16 protein-coding genes are annotated in these 16,316 nt (G+C 70.5%); 12 read left to right on the top strand and 4 right to left on the bottom strand.

Annotated elements, in window-relative coordinates:
- Positions 1-31: 31 nt before the first annotated feature.
- Both E3O32_RS12840 and E3O32_RS12835 read right to left on the bottom strand, forming a co-directional pair.
- Positions 32-1,345, bottom strand: coding sequence for a nucleotide disphospho-sugar-binding domain-containing protein (locus E3O32_RS12840; RefSeq protein ID WP_134510116.1), 1,314 nt, complete (start codon positions 1,343-1,345; stop codon positions 32-34).
- A 30-nt stretch (positions 1,346-1,375) separates the two neighbouring features.
- Positions 1,376-3,613 (bottom strand): glycosyltransferase, encoded by a 2,238-nt coding sequence (locus E3O32_RS12835; protein WP_134510114.1) that lies wholly within the window; start codon positions 3,611-3,613, stop codon positions 1,376-1,378.
- 233 nt (positions 3,614-3,846) lie between these two features.
- On the opposite strand from E3O32_RS12835, the gene E3O32_RS12830 reads away from it, so the two are divergent.
- Both E3O32_RS12830 and E3O32_RS12825 read left to right on the top strand, forming a co-directional pair.
- A complete protein-coding gene (locus E3O32_RS12830; RefSeq protein WP_134510112.1) occupies positions 3,847-6,162 on the top strand; it encodes an FdhF/YdeP family oxidoreductase in 2,316 nt (771 codons plus the stop codon).
- Between the two features lie 10 nt (positions 6,163-6,172).
- Positions 6,173-6,706 carry a dihydrofolate reductase family protein gene (locus E3O32_RS12825; RefSeq protein ID WP_134510110.1) on the top strand — a complete coding sequence of 178 codons (534 nt, stop codon included), beginning with the start codon at positions 6,173-6,175 and terminating at the stop codon, positions 6,704-6,706.
- Here the strand turns inward: E3O32_RS12825 and fdhD are convergent.
- Together fdhD and moaA are read right to left on the bottom strand one after the other, a co-directional pair.
- Entirely contained in the window at positions 6,688-7,551 is an 864-nt protein-coding gene (gene fdhD / locus E3O32_RS12820; protein ID WP_134510108.1) for a formate dehydrogenase accessory sulfurtransferase FdhD, read from the bottom strand. The two genes, E3O32_RS12825 and fdhD, sit on opposite strands and share 19 nt — an antisense overlap.
- Positions 7,552-7,590: 39 nt before the next feature.
- Positions 7,591-8,709 (bottom strand): GTP 3',8-cyclase MoaA, encoded by a 1,119-nt coding sequence (moaA, locus tag E3O32_RS12815; protein ID WP_134510106.1) that lies wholly within the window; start codon positions 8,707-8,709, stop codon positions 7,591-7,593.
- Positions 8,710-8,907: 198 nt separating this feature from the next.
- Between moaA and E3O32_RS12810 the strand changes: the two genes are divergently transcribed.
- From E3O32_RS12810 to E3O32_RS12765, 10 genes are all read left to right on the top strand, one after another.
- Positions 8,908-9,381 (top strand): DUF1877 family protein, encoded by a 474-nt coding sequence (locus E3O32_RS12810; RefSeq protein WP_166790850.1) that lies wholly within the window; start codon positions 8,908-8,910, stop codon positions 9,379-9,381.
- A gap of 26 nt (positions 9,382-9,407) precedes the next feature.
- Positions 9,408-9,692: a type II toxin-antitoxin system Phd/YefM family antitoxin gene (locus E3O32_RS12805; RefSeq protein WP_198417570.1), complete on the top strand. Its 285-nt coding sequence runs from the start codon at positions 9,408-9,410 to the stop codon at positions 9,690-9,692.
- Positions 9,689-9,961 carry a type II toxin-antitoxin system RelE family toxin gene (locus E3O32_RS12800; RefSeq protein ID WP_134510102.1) on the top strand — a complete coding sequence of 91 codons (273 nt, stop codon included), beginning with the start codon at positions 9,689-9,691 and terminating at the stop codon, positions 9,959-9,961. Before E3O32_RS12805 ends, E3O32_RS12800 begins: the two co-directional genes overlap by 4 nt.
- A gap of 366 nt (positions 9,962-10,327) precedes the next feature.
- Complete coding sequence (locus E3O32_RS12795) at positions 10,328-11,539, top strand: ThiF family adenylyltransferase (RefSeq protein WP_134510100.1); 1,212 nt, start codon at positions 10,328-10,330, stop codon at positions 11,537-11,539.
- Positions 11,540-11,542: 3 nt separating this feature from the next.
- Positions 11,543-12,901, top strand: coding sequence for a molybdopterin molybdotransferase MoeA (locus tag E3O32_RS12790; protein ID WP_241974925.1), 1,359 nt, complete (start codon positions 11,543-11,545; stop codon positions 12,899-12,901).
- Positions 12,883-13,380, top strand: coding sequence for a cyclic pyranopterin monophosphate synthase MoaC (moaC, locus tag E3O32_RS12785; RefSeq protein ID WP_255455520.1), 498 nt, complete (start codon positions 12,883-12,885; stop codon positions 13,378-13,380). The genes E3O32_RS12790 and moaC overlap by 19 nt, the downstream gene beginning before the upstream one ends.
- 2 nt (positions 13,381-13,382) lie before the next feature.
- On the top strand, positions 13,383-14,207 hold the full coding sequence (mobA, locus tag E3O32_RS12780; RefSeq protein WP_166790849.1) for a molybdenum cofactor guanylyltransferase: 825 nt from the start codon (positions 13,383-13,385) through the stop codon (positions 14,205-14,207).
- Positions 14,204-14,491, top strand: coding sequence for a DUF6457 domain-containing protein (locus tag E3O32_RS12775; protein WP_134510096.1), 288 nt, complete (start codon positions 14,204-14,206; stop codon positions 14,489-14,491). The genes mobA and E3O32_RS12775 overlap by 4 nt, the downstream gene beginning before the upstream one ends.
- Positions 14,491-14,730, top strand: coding sequence for a MoaD/ThiS family protein (locus E3O32_RS12770; RefSeq protein WP_134510094.1), 240 nt, complete (start codon positions 14,491-14,493; stop codon positions 14,728-14,730). Before E3O32_RS12775 ends, E3O32_RS12770 begins: the two co-directional genes overlap by 1 nt.
- 147 nt (positions 14,731-14,877) lie before the next feature.
- The gene (locus E3O32_RS12765; protein WP_134510092.1) at positions 14,878-16,203 is read left to right on the top strand and encodes an MFS transporter; all 1,326 of its coding nucleotides are present in this window, start codon (positions 14,878-14,880) and stop codon (positions 16,201-16,203) included.
- Positions 16,204-16,316: the final 113 nt, after the last annotated feature.

Genomic DNA, 16,316 nt, shown 5'->3' with positions numbered 1-16,316 from the left:
GACGTCTGGACGGGGCGCGGCGCCGAAGCGCCTAACCGACCACGGGAACGGCCAGCAGTGCCGCACGGGCGCGGCGCGGGCCCTCGCCGTCGGCGAGGGAGGCGCTCAGCCGGTCCAGGCGCAGCCTGGCCGCGCCGTCGAGCGCGAGCAGGGCCTCGGCCGCCACTCGCAACTCGTCGGCCGTCACGGCATTCGGGTCGAGGGACAGCCCGAAACCGGCCCTCTCCAGGGCGGCTGCACCGGCGAACTGGTCGGTCGAGAACGGGAGCACCAGCAGCGGCACCCCGGCGGTCATCGCCTCGGTGACGCTGTTGTTGCCTCCGTGGGTGACGGCGAGTGCCGCGTGGCGGAGCAGGGTGACCTGGGGCAGGAACCCGCGCACAAGCCAGGAGCCGGGGATCGGCCCGAGTTCGGCCGGGTCTGTCGCGCCGGTGGCGATGGCGACCCGCACGTCGAGCCCGCGCAGCGCCTCCGCCACCCGGGCGAGCACGTCGCCGCGCACCGAGAGGAAGCTGCCGAAGCTCACGTAGACGACCGGCCGGTCGGCGGCGGCCAGCCACCGGTCGACCTCGTCGTCGGCGGCCTCCTCGCGCACCGCGGAGCCGAGGAAGGCGTGCGGGGGCAGCAGGGCGGTTCGCGCCGGGTCGTGCAGTTCGGCCGGGTAGTTGAGCAGGAGCACATCGCCCGCCTCCATGAAGGCGTCGCGGCTGGGCATCGCCGCCGGGTCCAGGCTGAACAGGGCCGCGTTCCACTGGGCCGTGAACGCGGCACTCACCTCGTCGCAGGCCAGGTGCAGGGCCTCCAGCGCGGCCGGGCCGGGCCGGAACGCCACCGGCCATTCCGGCGGGTAGCCGTAGACCTCGTCGCCCACCGGCAGCGCGGACGGGTGCCCGAGCACGACGTCGGCGTGACGGATGCCCGCACTCTGCAGCGCAAGCCTCGCACTGAACGCGAGGTGGTCGACGATCACCTGCTCGGGCTGCACCTCGGCGACGATCCGCTGCACCTCCCGGGCAACCTCGACCGGGTTCCAGAGCAGGTCGTTGCTGCGCGCCTCGGCCTGGAACAGGAGCGTCTCCACCATGCCGCGGCGGGTCGCGGCGAAGAACCCGCGGAGGGCGTCGTCTTCGCCGCTCGGCTGCTGCTCGGCCCGGATCGTGCCCGGGTTCGAGCCGCGGCCCAGTTGCAGGTTGACCCGTTCGAAACCGAACGCCCGCACGATGTCGGCCGTGGCCGGTCCGCTGGCCACGACGACGCGTTCACCGGCCTCCTGCCAGGCGGTGCCGAGAGTGGCCAGGGGGAAGAGGTGGGAGGCGTAGTCGGGGCTGATGATCAGCAGGGTCATGTCAGGTTCCTCATCAGGTCGGGTTCCTCATCAGGAGAGGCTCATCGCCCAGGCGTTCGGCCCGTCGGTGACGGCGACCTCCCGGTAGACGGCGGCCAGGGTGGACGCCATGGCCTGGATCGTGAAACCTCGGGCCACCATCTCGCGGGCACGGTCGGCGAACTCCGGTCCGGACGGGCCGGCGGCGACCGTGAGGGCAGCGGCGATCCCGCCGGCCAGCGCGGCCGGGTTGCCGGTGTCCACGAGGAAGCCTGTCACTCCCTCTTCCACGTAGGTGGCCGGCCCCCCCGAGTGCGGCGCGACCACGGCGAGGCCGGTGGCCAGTGCTTCGAGCAGGGCGATCCCGAACTCCTCCTTCACGCTGGCGCAGACATAGACGCCGTTCGGACCGGCCAGGCCGGGCCGGCCGGTGCGCGCGGCCGCGAGCCAGCGGGCCACGGTGTCGTTATTGCGGTGCCCGGCGAGCAGCAGTCCCCGTTCGCTGGCCCCGTCGAGCGGAACGGCCGCGGCCATCCGGTCCAGTTGTGCGCGCTCGTCGGCCGATGGCGTGCGAAGGTCCCCGCCGACGATGAGCAGGTTGCAGGCCGCGGACAGTGCCGGGTCCGCCGACCAGGCCTCGACGAGCGCGGCCATGCCCTTGACCCGGTGCAGCCGGCCCACCGTGACGGCGAGCGGCAGCCCGCGTCGCTCGGGCGGGAGGGCCGCCAGCAGGTCGTCGAGCTCGACGAACGCCACCGCACCGGCCGCGTTCAGCCGCCCCGGGTCAACGGCGGCGGACCCGTCGAGGGACGCCGTCGCGTCCGCGAGGGAACGCTCGATCACGGCCAGGTCGATTCCCTCCGCGATCACCGAGTGGCGTTCCGGGTGCTGCCGGATGTCGATTCCGACGAGCTCGCGCATGTCGCGCTGCAGGTCGGGCCGGGGGAAGAGCACGGTGTGCGCGGCATCCGCTGCCAGCCGCTGCACCAGCCGCACCCGGAACCAGAAGTGCTCGGCCTCGTCCACGGTGCCGAAGTTCGCGCGGGTCAGGGCGCCGGTCGCGTCCAGCGAGTGGATGACGCTGTGCGGGTCGGGTGCCACCGTGAATACGATGGGGATGTCCAGTTCGCGGGCGACCGTGGAAGCGGCGAGAGTGCCGACATCGGCCATCCTCAGGTGGATCGCATCGACCGTTCCCGCTGCGCGGAGGATGCGCCGGATGCCGCGTTGGGTGGCGATCCGGCGCGGCCAGGCGTCGACCGAGGCGACCGGTTCGCCGAGGAACGGGACGGTCGCGAAGGCGTGCCCGGCCAGGGTCGAGCCGACCTCGGAGAGGCAGTCCAGGGCATCGGCGAAACCGCCCCGGGAGAGTGTGAGCACCCGTTCGACCCGCTGCCCCCTCGGAGCATCCTCGCCGCGGGACAGGAATGCGTCCTCCCCCGGCGTCGGGCCGGCGACGAGGGCGTCGCCGAGGCGCACGAGCAGGGTCGCGATGCCGCCGTTGTCGCCCGCGCCGACCTGGCTGAGGTCACGGTCGATGTCGGCGTGCAGGAAGAGCTGGGCGATGGTGGCCCCCTGGCTCCACGGCGCGCGCGGATAGTTCGGCACGGTCAGGTCGACCAGGGCGAGCCTGGCCACCTCGGCCAGCACGTCGTCGCCCCGGGCAAGCTCGGTGACGATCGCGATGTTGGCGTCGTTCGGGCCGAGGTCGCCGAGGGCGGCGATCGCGGCGACACGCACCTCGGTCGGCTCGGCCGGGTCCACGGCGACGCGGCGCAGCAGGCGCTCCGGGATGCGGCCGGTGACGAGGCCGATCGTCTCGACCAGACGGGACCGTGCCCCGGGTTCGACGACGCCGACCAGGGCACCCTCGAGGGCGAGCCCGACGTGCTCCGGCACCGACGACGCCCACTGTTCCAGGGTGCGCTGGGCGATCATCCCGGGGAATCCGCCGGCGACGACCATGGCAACGAGCCCGGAGATGGCGTCGAGGCGGGGCAGGCGGGCCCCGAAGGCCCAGGCCGTGTGCTCACGGATGAACAGGGTGTCATGGCCCAGCAGGGTGACCAGCACATCGTCCGCCGACTCGTCGAAGACCTGGGCGAGCGAGTGCATCGCCGCGATCGCGGTGAGCTGGTCGCCCGGGTCGACCGCGGCCTGGGCGAGCAGGCGAACGGCCCGCACGCCGCCGTCCCTGCTCGCGGCGACGGTCAGGTCGTCGGCGGCCCGGATGCCGTCCAGGATCGAACGCGTCTGGCGCATGGTGTCCAGGGTCGTATGGGTTCCCACGGAGTGTTCTCCCTGTCGTCGGGGCGGGCTGTCGTCGGGGCGGGATGGCGTCGGATGCGGTCTGGTGCTGCCGATGATACTTCGGAACGGGAAACGGCTCGGATTGCCGGTGGCGAATCCGCTCCCGGTCGATTCAACGCTATTGGCCTGACCAGCAATCAGATATCGGCTGGGAATCAGCCGAGACTCCGCCGACGGGTTTACTTGGCGGTCACAGGGGGCAGGATGGATGCATGACACGTCGTGCACCGATCGAAGACATCAACGAGAGCAACCTGCGCGTCAAGAAGCCGAAGAATTCCGCAGCCGGGCTCGAGGCGGTGGCGGTCGCGCTCGAGCGCGGGATTGCCCAGGCCGGCGTCACCCGCACCGCCCGCGCGCTGCTGCGGTTGAACCAGCGCGACGGCACGGACTGCCCCGGCTGTGCGTGGCCGGAGTCGCAGGGCCACCGCAAGACGGCGGAGTTCTGCGAGAACGGCGCCAAGGCCGTCGCCGAGGAGAGCACCGTGCGCACCGTGACGCCCGCTTTCTGGGCCGAGCATTCGATCGCGGAACTAGCCACGAAGACCGAGTACTGGCTCGGCAATCAGGGCCGGATCACGCATCCGGTGGTCATCCGTCCCGGTGACACGCACTACTCGCAGATCACCTGGAACGACGCCTTCGAGCTGATCGGCGAGAAGATCCGGGCGACGACGCCGGACCGCACCGTGTTCTACACCTCCGGTCGCACCGCCAACGAATCGGCGTTCCTCTACCAGTTGTTCGCCCGCTCGATCGGCACGAACAACCTGCCGGACTGCTCCAATATGTGCCACGAATCGTCGGGTTCGGCATTGAACCCCACGATCGGCATCGGCAAGGGCACCGTCTCCCTGGACGACATCCATAACGCCCAGCTGATCCTGGTCGTCGGCCAGAACCCCGGCACCAACCACCCACGGATGCTCTCCGCCCTCAAGGAATGCAAGGACAACGGCGGCAGAATCGTCGCCGTCAACCCGCTTCCGGAGGCCGGGCTGTTCAACTTCAAGGACCCCCAGTCGGTGTCGGGCCTGATCGGCGACGGCACCGCCCTCGCGGACGAATACCTGCAGATCAAGGTCGGCGGCGACCTGGCCCTGTTCCAGGCGCTCGGCCACCTGCTGCTCGAGGAGGAGGAGCGCGTGCCCGGCTCCGTCGTCGATCACGCATTCGTCGAAGCCAACACCGCGGGCCTGGACGAATACCGGGCAGCCCGCAAGGTGATCGACTGGGACGAGACCGAGAAGGCGACGGGGCTGTCCCGGCTGCAGATCGCCACGGTCGCCCGCCTCCTGGTCGACTCGAAGGCCACCATCATCTGCTGGGCGCTCGGCCTCACCCAGCAGCCCCACTCGGTGAACACGCTCAAGGAGATCATCAACCTGCTCCTGCTGCAGGGCAACTTCGGCAAGCCCGGCGCGGGCGCCTGCCCGGTGCGCGGCCACTCCAATGTGCAGGGCGACCGCACGATGGGCATCTGGGAGAAGCCGAAGGAGTCGCTGCTGGCCGCGCTGGATGCTGAGTTCGGCATCCAGTCCCCGCGGGCGCACGGTCTTGACTCCGTCGACACGGTCGAGGCCTTCGAGAACGACGACATCGACGTGTTCGTCTCCATGGGCGGCAATTTCGCCCTTGCCTGCTCCGACACCGAGGCCCTCGAGGCCGCGATGCAGCGGGTCGGCCTGACCGTGCACGTGTCGACCAAGCCCAACCGATCGCACATCATGCACGGCAAGACCTCGCTGATCCTGCCGACGCTCGGCCGCACGGACACCGATGACAAGCATCCCGGCGGCCGCCAGGTGCTCTCGGTCGAAGACTCGATGTCGGTGGTGCGCACCACGCAGGGGCGCCTCGACCCGGTCTCCGAGCACCTGCTCGCCGAGCCGGTCATCGTGGCCCGGATGGCCAGCGCCACCCTCGGCGAGGACCACGTGATCGACTGGAAGGCCATGGCCGACGACTACGACGTCATCCGTGACCGCATCTCCCGGGTGATCCCGGGCTTCTCCGATTTCAACAGGCGGCTCAAGACGAAGAACGGTTTCGTGCTGCCCAATCCCCCGCGCGACACCCGCAGCTTCGCCACCGACATCGGCCGGGCCCGGTTCACGGTCAGCCCGCTCGAGTATCTGACCCCGCCGCCTGGGCACCTGATCCTGCAGACCATCCGCAGCCACGACCAGTACAACACCACCTTCTACGGCCTGGACGACCGCTACCGCGGCATCTCGGGCGGCCGCCGGGTCATCCTGATCCACGAGGACGACCTCACCGAGCTGGGGTTCACGGACCGCGACCTGGTCGACGTGATCAGCACATTCCGGGGCGAGGAACGCCGGGCGAACGAGTTCCGCCTGGTGGTCTACCCGACCCCGCGAGGCTGCGCGGCGGCATACTTCCCCGAGGCGAACGCCCTGATGCACCGGGAGCTCGTGGCCCGGGAGTCGAACACCCCCGGCTACAAGGCGATGGCCGTGCGGTTCATCGCGCACGAGCCGGCCGGCGTGCCGCAGCCGAGCTGAGGTGTCGCCCATGACCGAGCAACGGCCCTGGACCGGCCACGTCTTCATCGCGACGAGCGTCGACGGCTACATCGCCCGGCCGGACGGAAGCCTCGACTGGCTCACCGACCGGCCGGGACCCACCGGCGACGGCGGCTACACCGAGTTCACGGCCACGATCGACCACCTGCTGATGGGCCGCGGCACCTATGAAACCGTGGCGGCATTCGATCCATGGCCGTACACCCGGATGAAGGTGATCGTGCTCAGCAGCACCCTCGCAACGCTCGACGACCGCGTCACGGTGGTGCGCAGCCTCCCCGAGGCGATCGCCGTCCTCACCGCCGCGGGTGCCGACCGCGTGTACATCGACGGCGGCCGGGTCATCCAGTCCTGCCTCGCGGCGGGCCTCATCGACGACCTCGTGATCACCCGGGTGCCCGTGCTGCTGGGCGAGGGCATTTCGTTGTTCGGAGCGCTCCCGGCGGATGTCCAGCTGGAGACCCTGGGAGTCGCGCCGATCGGCGGCGGCATGGTCCAGGAACGTTACACCGTCGTGCGCTGAGCCTCGGCCCGGGCACCCTCGACGATCCGCTCGGCCCCGGCGTAGATCACCATCGAGTTGCCGCGGAGGAAGCCGATGAGCGTCATGCCCACCTCGGCGGCGAATTCGACCGCCAGAGAGGACGGCGCCGACACGGCGGCGAGCACCGGGATGCCGGCCATCATCGCCTTCTGGGCCAGTTCGAAGCTGGCCCGGCTCGACACCATCAGCACCGTGCCGGTCAACGGGAGCAGGTTCTCCTTCAGCGCCCAGCCGATCACCTTGTCCACCGCGTTGTGCCGGCCGACGTCTTCGCGCAGCACGAGCATCTCCCCGGTGACGCCGTCGAACAGCGCGGCGGCGTGGAGTCCGCCGGTCTTCTCGAACACGGTCTGCCGGGTGCGCAACCGGTCGGGGAACGAGGTGAGCAGTTCCGCGTCGACCCGCACCGGGTCATCCATTACCGGGAAGGAGGATTTGGTGCGCACGGCGTCGATGCTCGCCTTGCCGCAGAGGCCGCAGGAGCTGGTGGTGAGGAACGACCGTTCCAGGCTCGGGTCGGGGGGCCTGACCCCGGGCGCGAGGGAGACATCGAGCACGTTGTAGGTGTTGAGGCCCTCGTCGGTGGCGCCGGCGCAGTACCGGGCGGTGACGAAGTGCTCGCCCCTGGTGATGACACCCTCCGAGACGAGGAAGCCGGCCGCCAGGTCGTAGTCGTTGCCCGGGGTGCGCATGGTCACGGCCAGGGAACGGCCGTTCACCCGGATCTCCAGCGGCTCCTCGACGGCGAGCACGTCTTCGCGGGTGGTGGGCGGGTGTCCGACGGTCAGGCGGACGACCTTGCGTCGCGCGGTGATTCTGCTCATGAGCCGTTGCCCCTTCTTCGTCGTGCTGCCGGTCGATTCCTAGCCACCGATGTAGGACATCTCGATCTTCTTCTTGCCGGCGGCCCGAAGCTGGATCGTCTTCGCGCTGCGCAGCTGCGAGTACCGGTCGGTGCGTTCCCGCCAGATCTGCGCCATCACGGTGGCGAGCTGTTCGTCGGTGCAGCCGCCGCGCATCAGGGCGCGCAGGTCGTGGCCCTCGGTCGCGAACAGGCAGGTGAACAGCTTGCCGTCGGTGGAGACCCTCGCCCGGGAACAGGACTGGCAGAACGACTGGGTGACGCTGGAGATCACGCCGATCTCGCCGCTCCCGTCGCGGTACCGCCAGCGTCTCGAGGTCTCGCCGTCGTAGTTCGGGGCCACCTCGTCCAGGGGCAGCTCGGCGTTGATCAGGTCGATCACCTCGCGGGAGGGCACCACGGCGCCCATCTCCCACCCGTTGCTCGAGCCCACGTCCATGAACTCGATGAACCGGAGGATGTACGGCGTGCCCTGGAAGTGCCGGGCCATGGCCACGATGTCGTGCTCGTTCTGGCCGCGCTTGACCACCATGTTGATCTTGATCGGGCCGAGCCCGGCCTCGTGGGCGACGTCGATCCCGTGCAGGATCTTCGCGACCGGGAAGTTCACGTCGTTCATCGCTCGGAAGGTGGCGTCGTCGAGCGAATCGAGCGACACGGTGACCCGGGTGAGCCCGGCATCCTTCAGCGCCTGCGCCTTCACGGCGAGCGCCGAGCCGTTCGTGGTCAGCGCGATGTCGATGGGCCGGCCGTCGGGGGTGCGGAGGGCGGCGAGCATGGCGACGAGTTCCTCGAGGCCCTTGCGGAGCAGCGGCTCACCGCCGGTGAGGCGGATCTTCTCCACCCCGTGGGCGACACTGATCCTGGCCAGCCGGGTCATCTCCTCGAAGGAGAGCAGCTCGTCGCGTTCCATGAAGGCGAAGTCCTTGCCGAAGACCTCCTTCGGCATGCAGTAGACGCAACGGAAGTTGCAGCGGTCGGTGACGGAGATGCGCAGGTCGTGCAGCGGCCGGTTCATCGTGTCGGTGACCAGGCCGGTCGGCGGGGTGGTCACCTCGGGGAGGTCCGCCAGGGAGCGATAGAACCTGGGGACGGGTTCCTGTACTTCGGCGCCGGTCATTTCACCACCCTAATCTCCCAGCCCGGGAAGGGAAGGCCGCACGGCCGAGGCATCCAGGTACGAACCCGCCGGTGGTCGATCGTGCGGTAGCCGGGACTCGACCACCGGCCACTCCTCACCAGCCCGACCAAACGGCGCCGACTGCACGACCTGTCACGCGAGCCGCACCGTTCAGCCCCGATGCTCGACTCTGGAGGAATGGGAATTCGCTACTACGCCTATCCGATCCCCGCCGAGGACTACCTCCGTGCCGTTGCGGACCCGTGCCCCTTTCATGGCGCCGATCCGCTGATGGATGCGTGGGGTCCCGATTCGTCCAGACCGGAGATGCTCTATCTCGATAAGTGCTGGCAGGAGCTTCAGGCGTTGCTCGGCCCATGGTCCGTCCAACCGGCCCGCGCCGCGTACCAATTGGTCGAAGGGCAGGTCACTCACGTCGAGACCGGGTGGATACCCTACGAGCGCGCCCTCAGCCCCGACCAGGTCAAGGACGTCGCGTCGGACCTGGCCACAGTCAACGACGCAGACGTCGTGCGCCTGCTGGCGGGTTACCCGGTTCGGAACCAACCGGACACCGAGCATCGCTACGTGGCGCACTATCTCGCCGCAGCCCAAAACTTCACGGCCCGCCTGGCGGGTGACGGCCGTGGCCTCGTCTACCTGATTGGCTGAGCGTGGAACGCACTACAATTATGTACATGACCACGCTGTCGATAGCTCAGGCTCGCGCAAACTTTTCCAAGCTTGTCGAATCGGCCAGCACCACCCACGAGCGATTCGAAGTCACCCGCAACGGCAGCCGCGCGGCGGTCATCCTCGGCGCGGATGACTACGACGCACTCCTGGAGACGCTGGCCATTCTCGGTGACGCCGAAACCGTCGCGGCCGTGAATCAAGGTCTTCACGAGATCGCAGTCGGCGACACGGCCACCGCCGACGACGTTCGAGCCGCGCTTCGCACCGCCGGCCGGATGGCTCGGTGACCGTCACCTTCGAAGTTACGTTCTCCGCATCCGCCCGACGTGCGCTCACCGACACGCTGCCGGAAAACGTTGCTGTAGCGGCTTTCGAATTCATCATGGGGGCGTTGCGCACGGACCCGAAACGGGTGGGAAAGCAGCTCAAAGAACCACTCTTCCCGTTGTACTCCGCCCGTCGTGGCGAGTATCGCATCGTCTATCGCGTGCTCGACCGACTTCTCGTCATCGACATCGTCGCCATCGCACATCGCCGTGACGCTTACCGGTCGTAACGAGCGCTCACGACACCCTGACCGAGAGCCTGAGCGACGACATCCGCCGCGCTCTGACCCTTCGACGCCGCCCAGGCTTGAACGGTCGCGGCGACAGCCAGGACCGAGCCGTGCAGGATCACTTCCCCCGACTTCCCGCTCGACTGCACACATCCTGACCCTTCACGGGCGCGATCTCCCGGTTCGACGGATGCCGGCGGCGGCCGGCCGCGCCACCTACCAGCCTTGAGGGGTCCGAAATCGAACTTCGCGAGCCCAGGGACGGTCGATTCGGGACCCCTCAGCACCCGAGAGCGGGCTGGGAACCAGCTGACCGCAGTTCGGGTCTGCGTGTGCGCACCCCGAAGTGCGCCTAGCGTGGTCTCCATGGCCCTCACTCCCCTCGTCGAGCCGGTCGCAGAACTCAGCACCGCCGAGTCCGCGCGCACCGCCCGTCAACGCCGCCTCCCCCAGTTGAACGACCTCGGCCAGCGCCGCCTGGCCAACGCGAGGGTGCTCGTGCTCGGCGCCGGGGGTCTCGGCTCCCCCGCCCTGGTCTACCTGGCCGCCGCGGGGGTCGGCACCATCGGCATCGTCGACAGCGACGACGTGGAGCCCAGCAACCTGCAGCGGCAGATCGTGCACGGAACGCAGGACGTCGGCCGGCCGAAGGTGGTCAGCGCGGCGGAGTCGATCGCGGCGATCGCGGCGGAGGCGACCGTGGTGCAGCACGCCGAACGGCTCACCGCGGACAACGCGGAGGCGATCATCGGCGGCTACGACGTGGTCATCGACGGCACCGACAACTTCCCGACCCGGTTCCTGGTCAACGACGTCTGCGCCGCGCTCGGACTGCCGCTGGTCTGGGCGTCCGTGCTGCGCTTCGACGCCCAGTTGTCGGTGTTCTGGGCCACACCCCCGAAGGGCAGCGGCCTGGTCGGGGTGCACCTGCGCGACCTGTTCCCCAACCCTCCCGCCGACGGCGAGGTGCCCAACTGCGCCGAGGCCGGAGTGCTCGGCGCCCTCTGCGGCCAGGTCGGCTCGCTGATGGCCACCGAGGCGATCAAACTCATCGCCGGGATCGGCACCCCTCTGATCGGGCGCATCCTCGTGATCGACGCCCTCTCGGGGCGTTTCAGTGAGGTTCCGCTGATCGGCACCGGCGTCGCAGCAGCCGACCCCAGGCCGGCCCCGGCCGGCCCGGAGCCGGTCCCGGACTGGCCGCTGCTCACCGCGACCGAGCTCGCCGCCCGCCTGGCCGGGCGGGACGCGGGCGGCGCCCCGTTCCTCGTCGTCGACGTGCGGGAACCCGACGAGCACGCCGAGAGCGCGGTGCCCGGCGCCGTGCTGCTGCCCCTGGGGCGTCTCCTCACCGCGGAAGGCCGCACGACCCTGCCGACGGACGTGCCACTCGTGCTGCACTGCCACCAGGGCTCGCGCGCCGAGGCCGCGGCGCTCGCCCTGCACCGGGCCGGTTTCACCGGGCTGTCCCTGCTCTCCGGCGGGATCGTCGCCTGGGACGCCGCGGTGGCCGCCGGCGACGCGCCCGGCGAGGGCAGCAAGTGGGCCGCGGCCGACGCCCGCCCGGCCGGGAGCTGACCGGTGCCCGACAACGGGACGATACACGGCAACGGTAGAGCGCACGGTCACCGGAAGGCGCACGGGCACGATGACCGCCACGCGGCGGATGCCTGCGCCGCCCCGGTCGACGCCGAGACCGTGGCCGTGCACCTGGCCGCCGTTCTCGCGGTGGCCACCCCGCTGGCACCGGAGTTGGCCTCGCTCGACGCGGCGCGCGGGCTGGTGCTGGCCGAGGACATCCGGAGTGCGACCGCAACGCCCCCGTTCGACAATTCGGCCATGGACGGGTACGCCGTGCGCCGGGACGACCTGCTGGACGCCTCAGAGGACAACCCGGTCACCCTGCAGGTGATCGCCGACCTCGCCGCCGGCACGAGCGAGAACCCGGCCCTGGAACCGGGCCAGGCCGCCCGGATCATGACCGGCGCGCCGCTGCCCGACGGCGCTGACGCCGTGGTGCCGATCGAGGACACCGACCGGGGCGGTCTCTACTTCGCCACCGTGCTGCGCGCGCCCGAGCCGGCCGCGCACATCCGTCGCACCGGTGAGGACGCCCAGGCGGGCGACACCGTGCTCACCGCCGGATCGGTGCTCTGGCCGACCCGGATCGCCGCCGCCGCCAGCGCCGGGCGATCCTCGCTGCTCGCGCATCCGGCCCCGCGGGTCGCCGTGATCTCGACCGGCAGCGAGCTGGTCACCCCGGGCGATGTGCCCAGGCGCGGCCAGATCCCCGACTCGAACTCCTACCTCCTCGCCGCCGCCGTGGCCGAGGCCGGTGCTGTGCCGATCCGGATCGGGGCGGTGCCCGACGACGAGAACACCCTCCGTGACCTGCTGGCCACCCTCGCCGACACCGTCGATGCCATCGTGCTCTCCGGCGGGGTCAGCGTGGGAGCCTACGACGTGGTCAAGGCCGTGCTCGCTCCGCTGCCCAGCATGACGTTCGGCCCGGTCAGGATGCAGCCGGGCAAGCCGCAGGGATTCGGCCGCTGGCCGGCCGGCGACGACGGAGCCCCCGGACCGGTCATCTTCGCGCTCCCCGGCAACCCGGTCAGCGCCTACGTGTCGTTCGAGGTGTTCGTGCGGCCGGCCCTGCGCCGGCTGGCCGGCCACACCGAATTGCACCGGCCGACGATCACCGCCTCCGCCGCCACCGGCTGGAACTCGCCGCCGGGGCGCGCGCAGTACATGCCGGTGACCGTCGAGCGCACGGGCCCGGACTCCCGGGTTCGCCCGGCGGCGGCCGGGGGCTCCGGCTCCCACCTGGTGGCCGGTCTCGGCCAGGCCACCGGGCTCGCCCTCGTTCCGGAGGACGTGACCCGGATTGACGAGGGTGACCTCCTGACTGTCATGCTGTTGCTGTGCCCACAACTCCCGTGACCCCGCAGCCCTTCACCCACCTCGACTCGGCCGGCCAGGCCCGGATGGTGGACGTCACCGACAAGCAGCCCACCGTGCGCAGCGCCACCGCGGCCGGGTTCGTGCGCTGCGGCCCGAAGGTGGTCGCCGCGCTCCGCGACGGCAGCACCCCGAAGGGTGACGTGCTCGCGGTGGCCCGGATCGCCGGCATCCAGGGCGCCAAGAAGTGCGCCGACCTGCTCCCCCTCGCCCACGTCATCGGCGTGCACGGCGCCGCCGTCGATCTCGCGATCGAGGACGAGGGAGTGCGGGTGATCGCCACCGTGCGCACCGCCGACCGCACCGGCGTGGAGATGGAGGCGCTGACCGCGGTCTCCATCGCCGCGCTGGCCGTCGTCGACATGGTCAAGGGCCTGGACAAGTCGGTGCTGATCGAGAACGTGCGCCTGATCACCAAGACCGGCGGCAAGTCGGGCGACTGGCACCGCAGCAACGGCTGACCGTGCCGAACCCCGCCCCGCAGCCAGAGAACGCCGCGCCGGCCGTCGACCTGATCGTGCTCGCCGGCGGCCGCGGCAGCCGGCTCGGCGGCACGTTCAAGCCGGCCGTCGAGGTGGCCGGCCGCAGCCTGCTCGCCCGGGTGCTGGACGCCCGCGCGCTCGCCCGCCGCGTCGTCGTCGTCGGGCCGGATGCCGCGCGCGACGCTGCGGGCCCGCAGCCGGTGCCACTGATCTGGGCGCTTGAGGATCCGCCGTTCGGCGGGCCGGTCGCCGGCATCGTCGCCGGGCTCGCCGCGCTCGACCTGGCCGCGCTGAACCAGGCCACGCCCGACCAAGCCGCGCCCGACCAGACAACGCCCGACCAGGCCGCGCCCGACCAGCCCACGCCCGACCAGACCGCCGAGGGGAATCCGGGCCCGACCGGCAGCCCCTGGCTGCTCGTGCTCGCATGCGACCTGCCCTGGGCGACGGATGCCGCTCGGCTGCTGGTCGCGGCGGTCGCCGACAAGGCGCCCGGTTCGCCGCAACCCGACGGGTTCCACCTCGTCGACGCGGACGGCCGGGAACAGTGGCTCGCCGGGATCTACCGTGCCGAGGCGCTCCGGCAGAGCGTGCGACGGCTCGGGAGCGAAGCGCGGGGCGCGAGCGTGCGACAGTTGCTCTCCGGGTTCTCGCTGCGCGGCATCCGTGACCCAGGTCAGGCCGGGCGTGACGTGGACACGTGGCAGGATGTTCGGGAGAGCACCGCGCTCCTGAACCCGTCGCGGAGCAACCCACCGCGGAGCAATCCACCGCGGAGCAATCCATCGAGGAGTTTCATCCCATGAGCACGCAGGCACCGCTTCCGCCGGAAGCCCTCGACGACTGGCTGGCCGCTCTCGCCGCCGCCCTCGACCTCGACCCGGCCGACATTCCCGTCGGCCTGCTGCTCGACCTGGCCCGCGATGTGGCCCACGGTGTGGCCCGGCCGGCGGCACCGTTGAGCACCTTCCTGGTCGGGCTCGCCGCGGCCCGGAACGGCGGCACCGCCGCGGACATCGAACGCGCCGCCGCCCTGGCGAGCGGGCTGGCCCTGGCCTGGGGCGAAGACCACCCTCAGGACGGTCGCTGATGGCCACCGTGCGGTTCTTCGCCGGCGCCGCCGAGGCCGCCGCCAGCGACGGAGCCGCGATCGACGCCGGCACGATCGGCGAACTGCGCAACCTGCTCGGCACGCAGTTCGGGGCCGAGTTCACCCGCATCCTCGGACTCTGCTCACTCCTGGTCAACGGGACCCGGGCGACGGATGACGCGGTCACCCTCTCTGCGACCGATACCGTCGACGTGCTTCCGCCCTTCGCCGGCGGCTGACGCTCGGGCGGCGGCCGCCAGTCGGGCCGAGCGCGAAGTGCCGATTTTTCACGGTGTTCCCTCGTTGTCACGAGCCGCGTGCACGGTCAGGGTGGTAGGACGCGGGCCGCACAGGCGCCCGACCGCACACCCAGGCCAAGGAAGCACATGTCAGCCGCCTCTTCCGCACTCGTCGCCTCGAAGCTCAACCCGGACCTGTCCAACTGGGATCCGGAGCATGAAGAAACCTGGGATTCCCGGCTCGCCTGGCGCACCCTCTGGATCACCACCTTCAGCCTCACCCTGAGCTTCGCCACCTGGTACCTGGTCAGCGCGATCGCACCTCGCCTCAATGACATCGGCTACACGCTCGCCCCGGGGCAGCTGTACTGGCTTGTCGCCATCCCCGGACTGGCTGGCGGGCTCCTGCGCCTGGTATTCATGTTCCTCCCGCCGATCATGGGCACTCGCGCGCTCGTGGCCATGTCGTCGGCGCTGCTCGTGCTGCCCATGCTCGGCTGGACCCTCGCCGCCCGCGACACCACGACGCCCTACTGGGTGCTGCTCGCCCTGGCGTTCGCCGCCGGGATCGGCGGTGGCACCTTCTCTGGATTCATGGCGTCCACAAGCTACTTCTTCCCCAAGCGCCTCGCCGGCACCGCGCTCGGCCTGCAGGCCGGTCTCGGAAACTTCGGGATCGGACTCATGCAGCTGATTCTGCCGTGGGTGGTCGGCTTCGGACTGCTCGGCACCGCCGCACTCACTCCGCAGAGCAGCGCGGACGGCGACCTGGTCTGGCTGCACAACGGCGGCCTGGTGCTCATCCCCTGGGCGCTGCTCGCAGTCGTCCTGGCTGCGGTCTTCCTGCGTCGGGTTCCCGTCACGGCCAACTTCCGTGAACAGATGGACATCTTCAAGATCAAGCACACCTGGATCATGACGGCCATCTACCTGATGAGCTTCGGCGCCTACAGTGGGCTTGCCGCCCAGATGGGCCTGATCATCCTCAACGTCTACGGTGACTTCCCGAACGCCCCGAACCCCCTCGCGTTCGCGTTCATCGGCCCGATCGTCGGCGCCCTCGTCCGTGCCGCCAGCGGCCCGCTCTGCGACAAATGGGGCGGCGCCATCTTCACCTTCGTCGGCGGGGCCGGCATGGTCGTCGGAACGGCGGTCACGGCCTTCTTCCTGAACCCGACGAGCGTCGACCAGTTCTGGGGCTTCCTCGCCGGAATGATCACCATCTTCTTCTTCGCGGGCCTGGCGAACGCCGGCACCTTCAAGCAGATGCCGATGATCTTCCCCAAGCGTCAGGCCGGCGGCGCCATCGCCTGGACCTCCGCGATCGCGGCCTTCGGTCCCTTCATCGTGGGCATCTCGCTCACCATGATCAGCCCCACCGCCTTCTTCATCGCCGTGACCGTGTTCAGCGTGTTCTGCACCTGGCTCGCCTGGCACTACTACGCCCGCCCGGGGGCGCCGTTCCCCGGCTGACCCGGCCGTCCCGCCCGCCCGGCCGGCACCACGCCGCCAACGGGTGCTGTCCTCGTGGCTAACTCAGGAGATCCGCCGGCTGCAGCCCCGGCCACCCCGGAAACCCGGGCATG

Source organism: Cryobacterium mannosilyticum, from assembly GCF_004402705.1.
GTDB lineage: Bacteria > Actinomycetota > Actinomycetes > Actinomycetales > Microbacteriaceae > Cryobacterium > Cryobacterium mannosilyticum.
The sequence above is the reverse complement of the archived record's forward strand: the minus strand, read 5'-3'. Positions and strand labels throughout refer to the sequence as shown.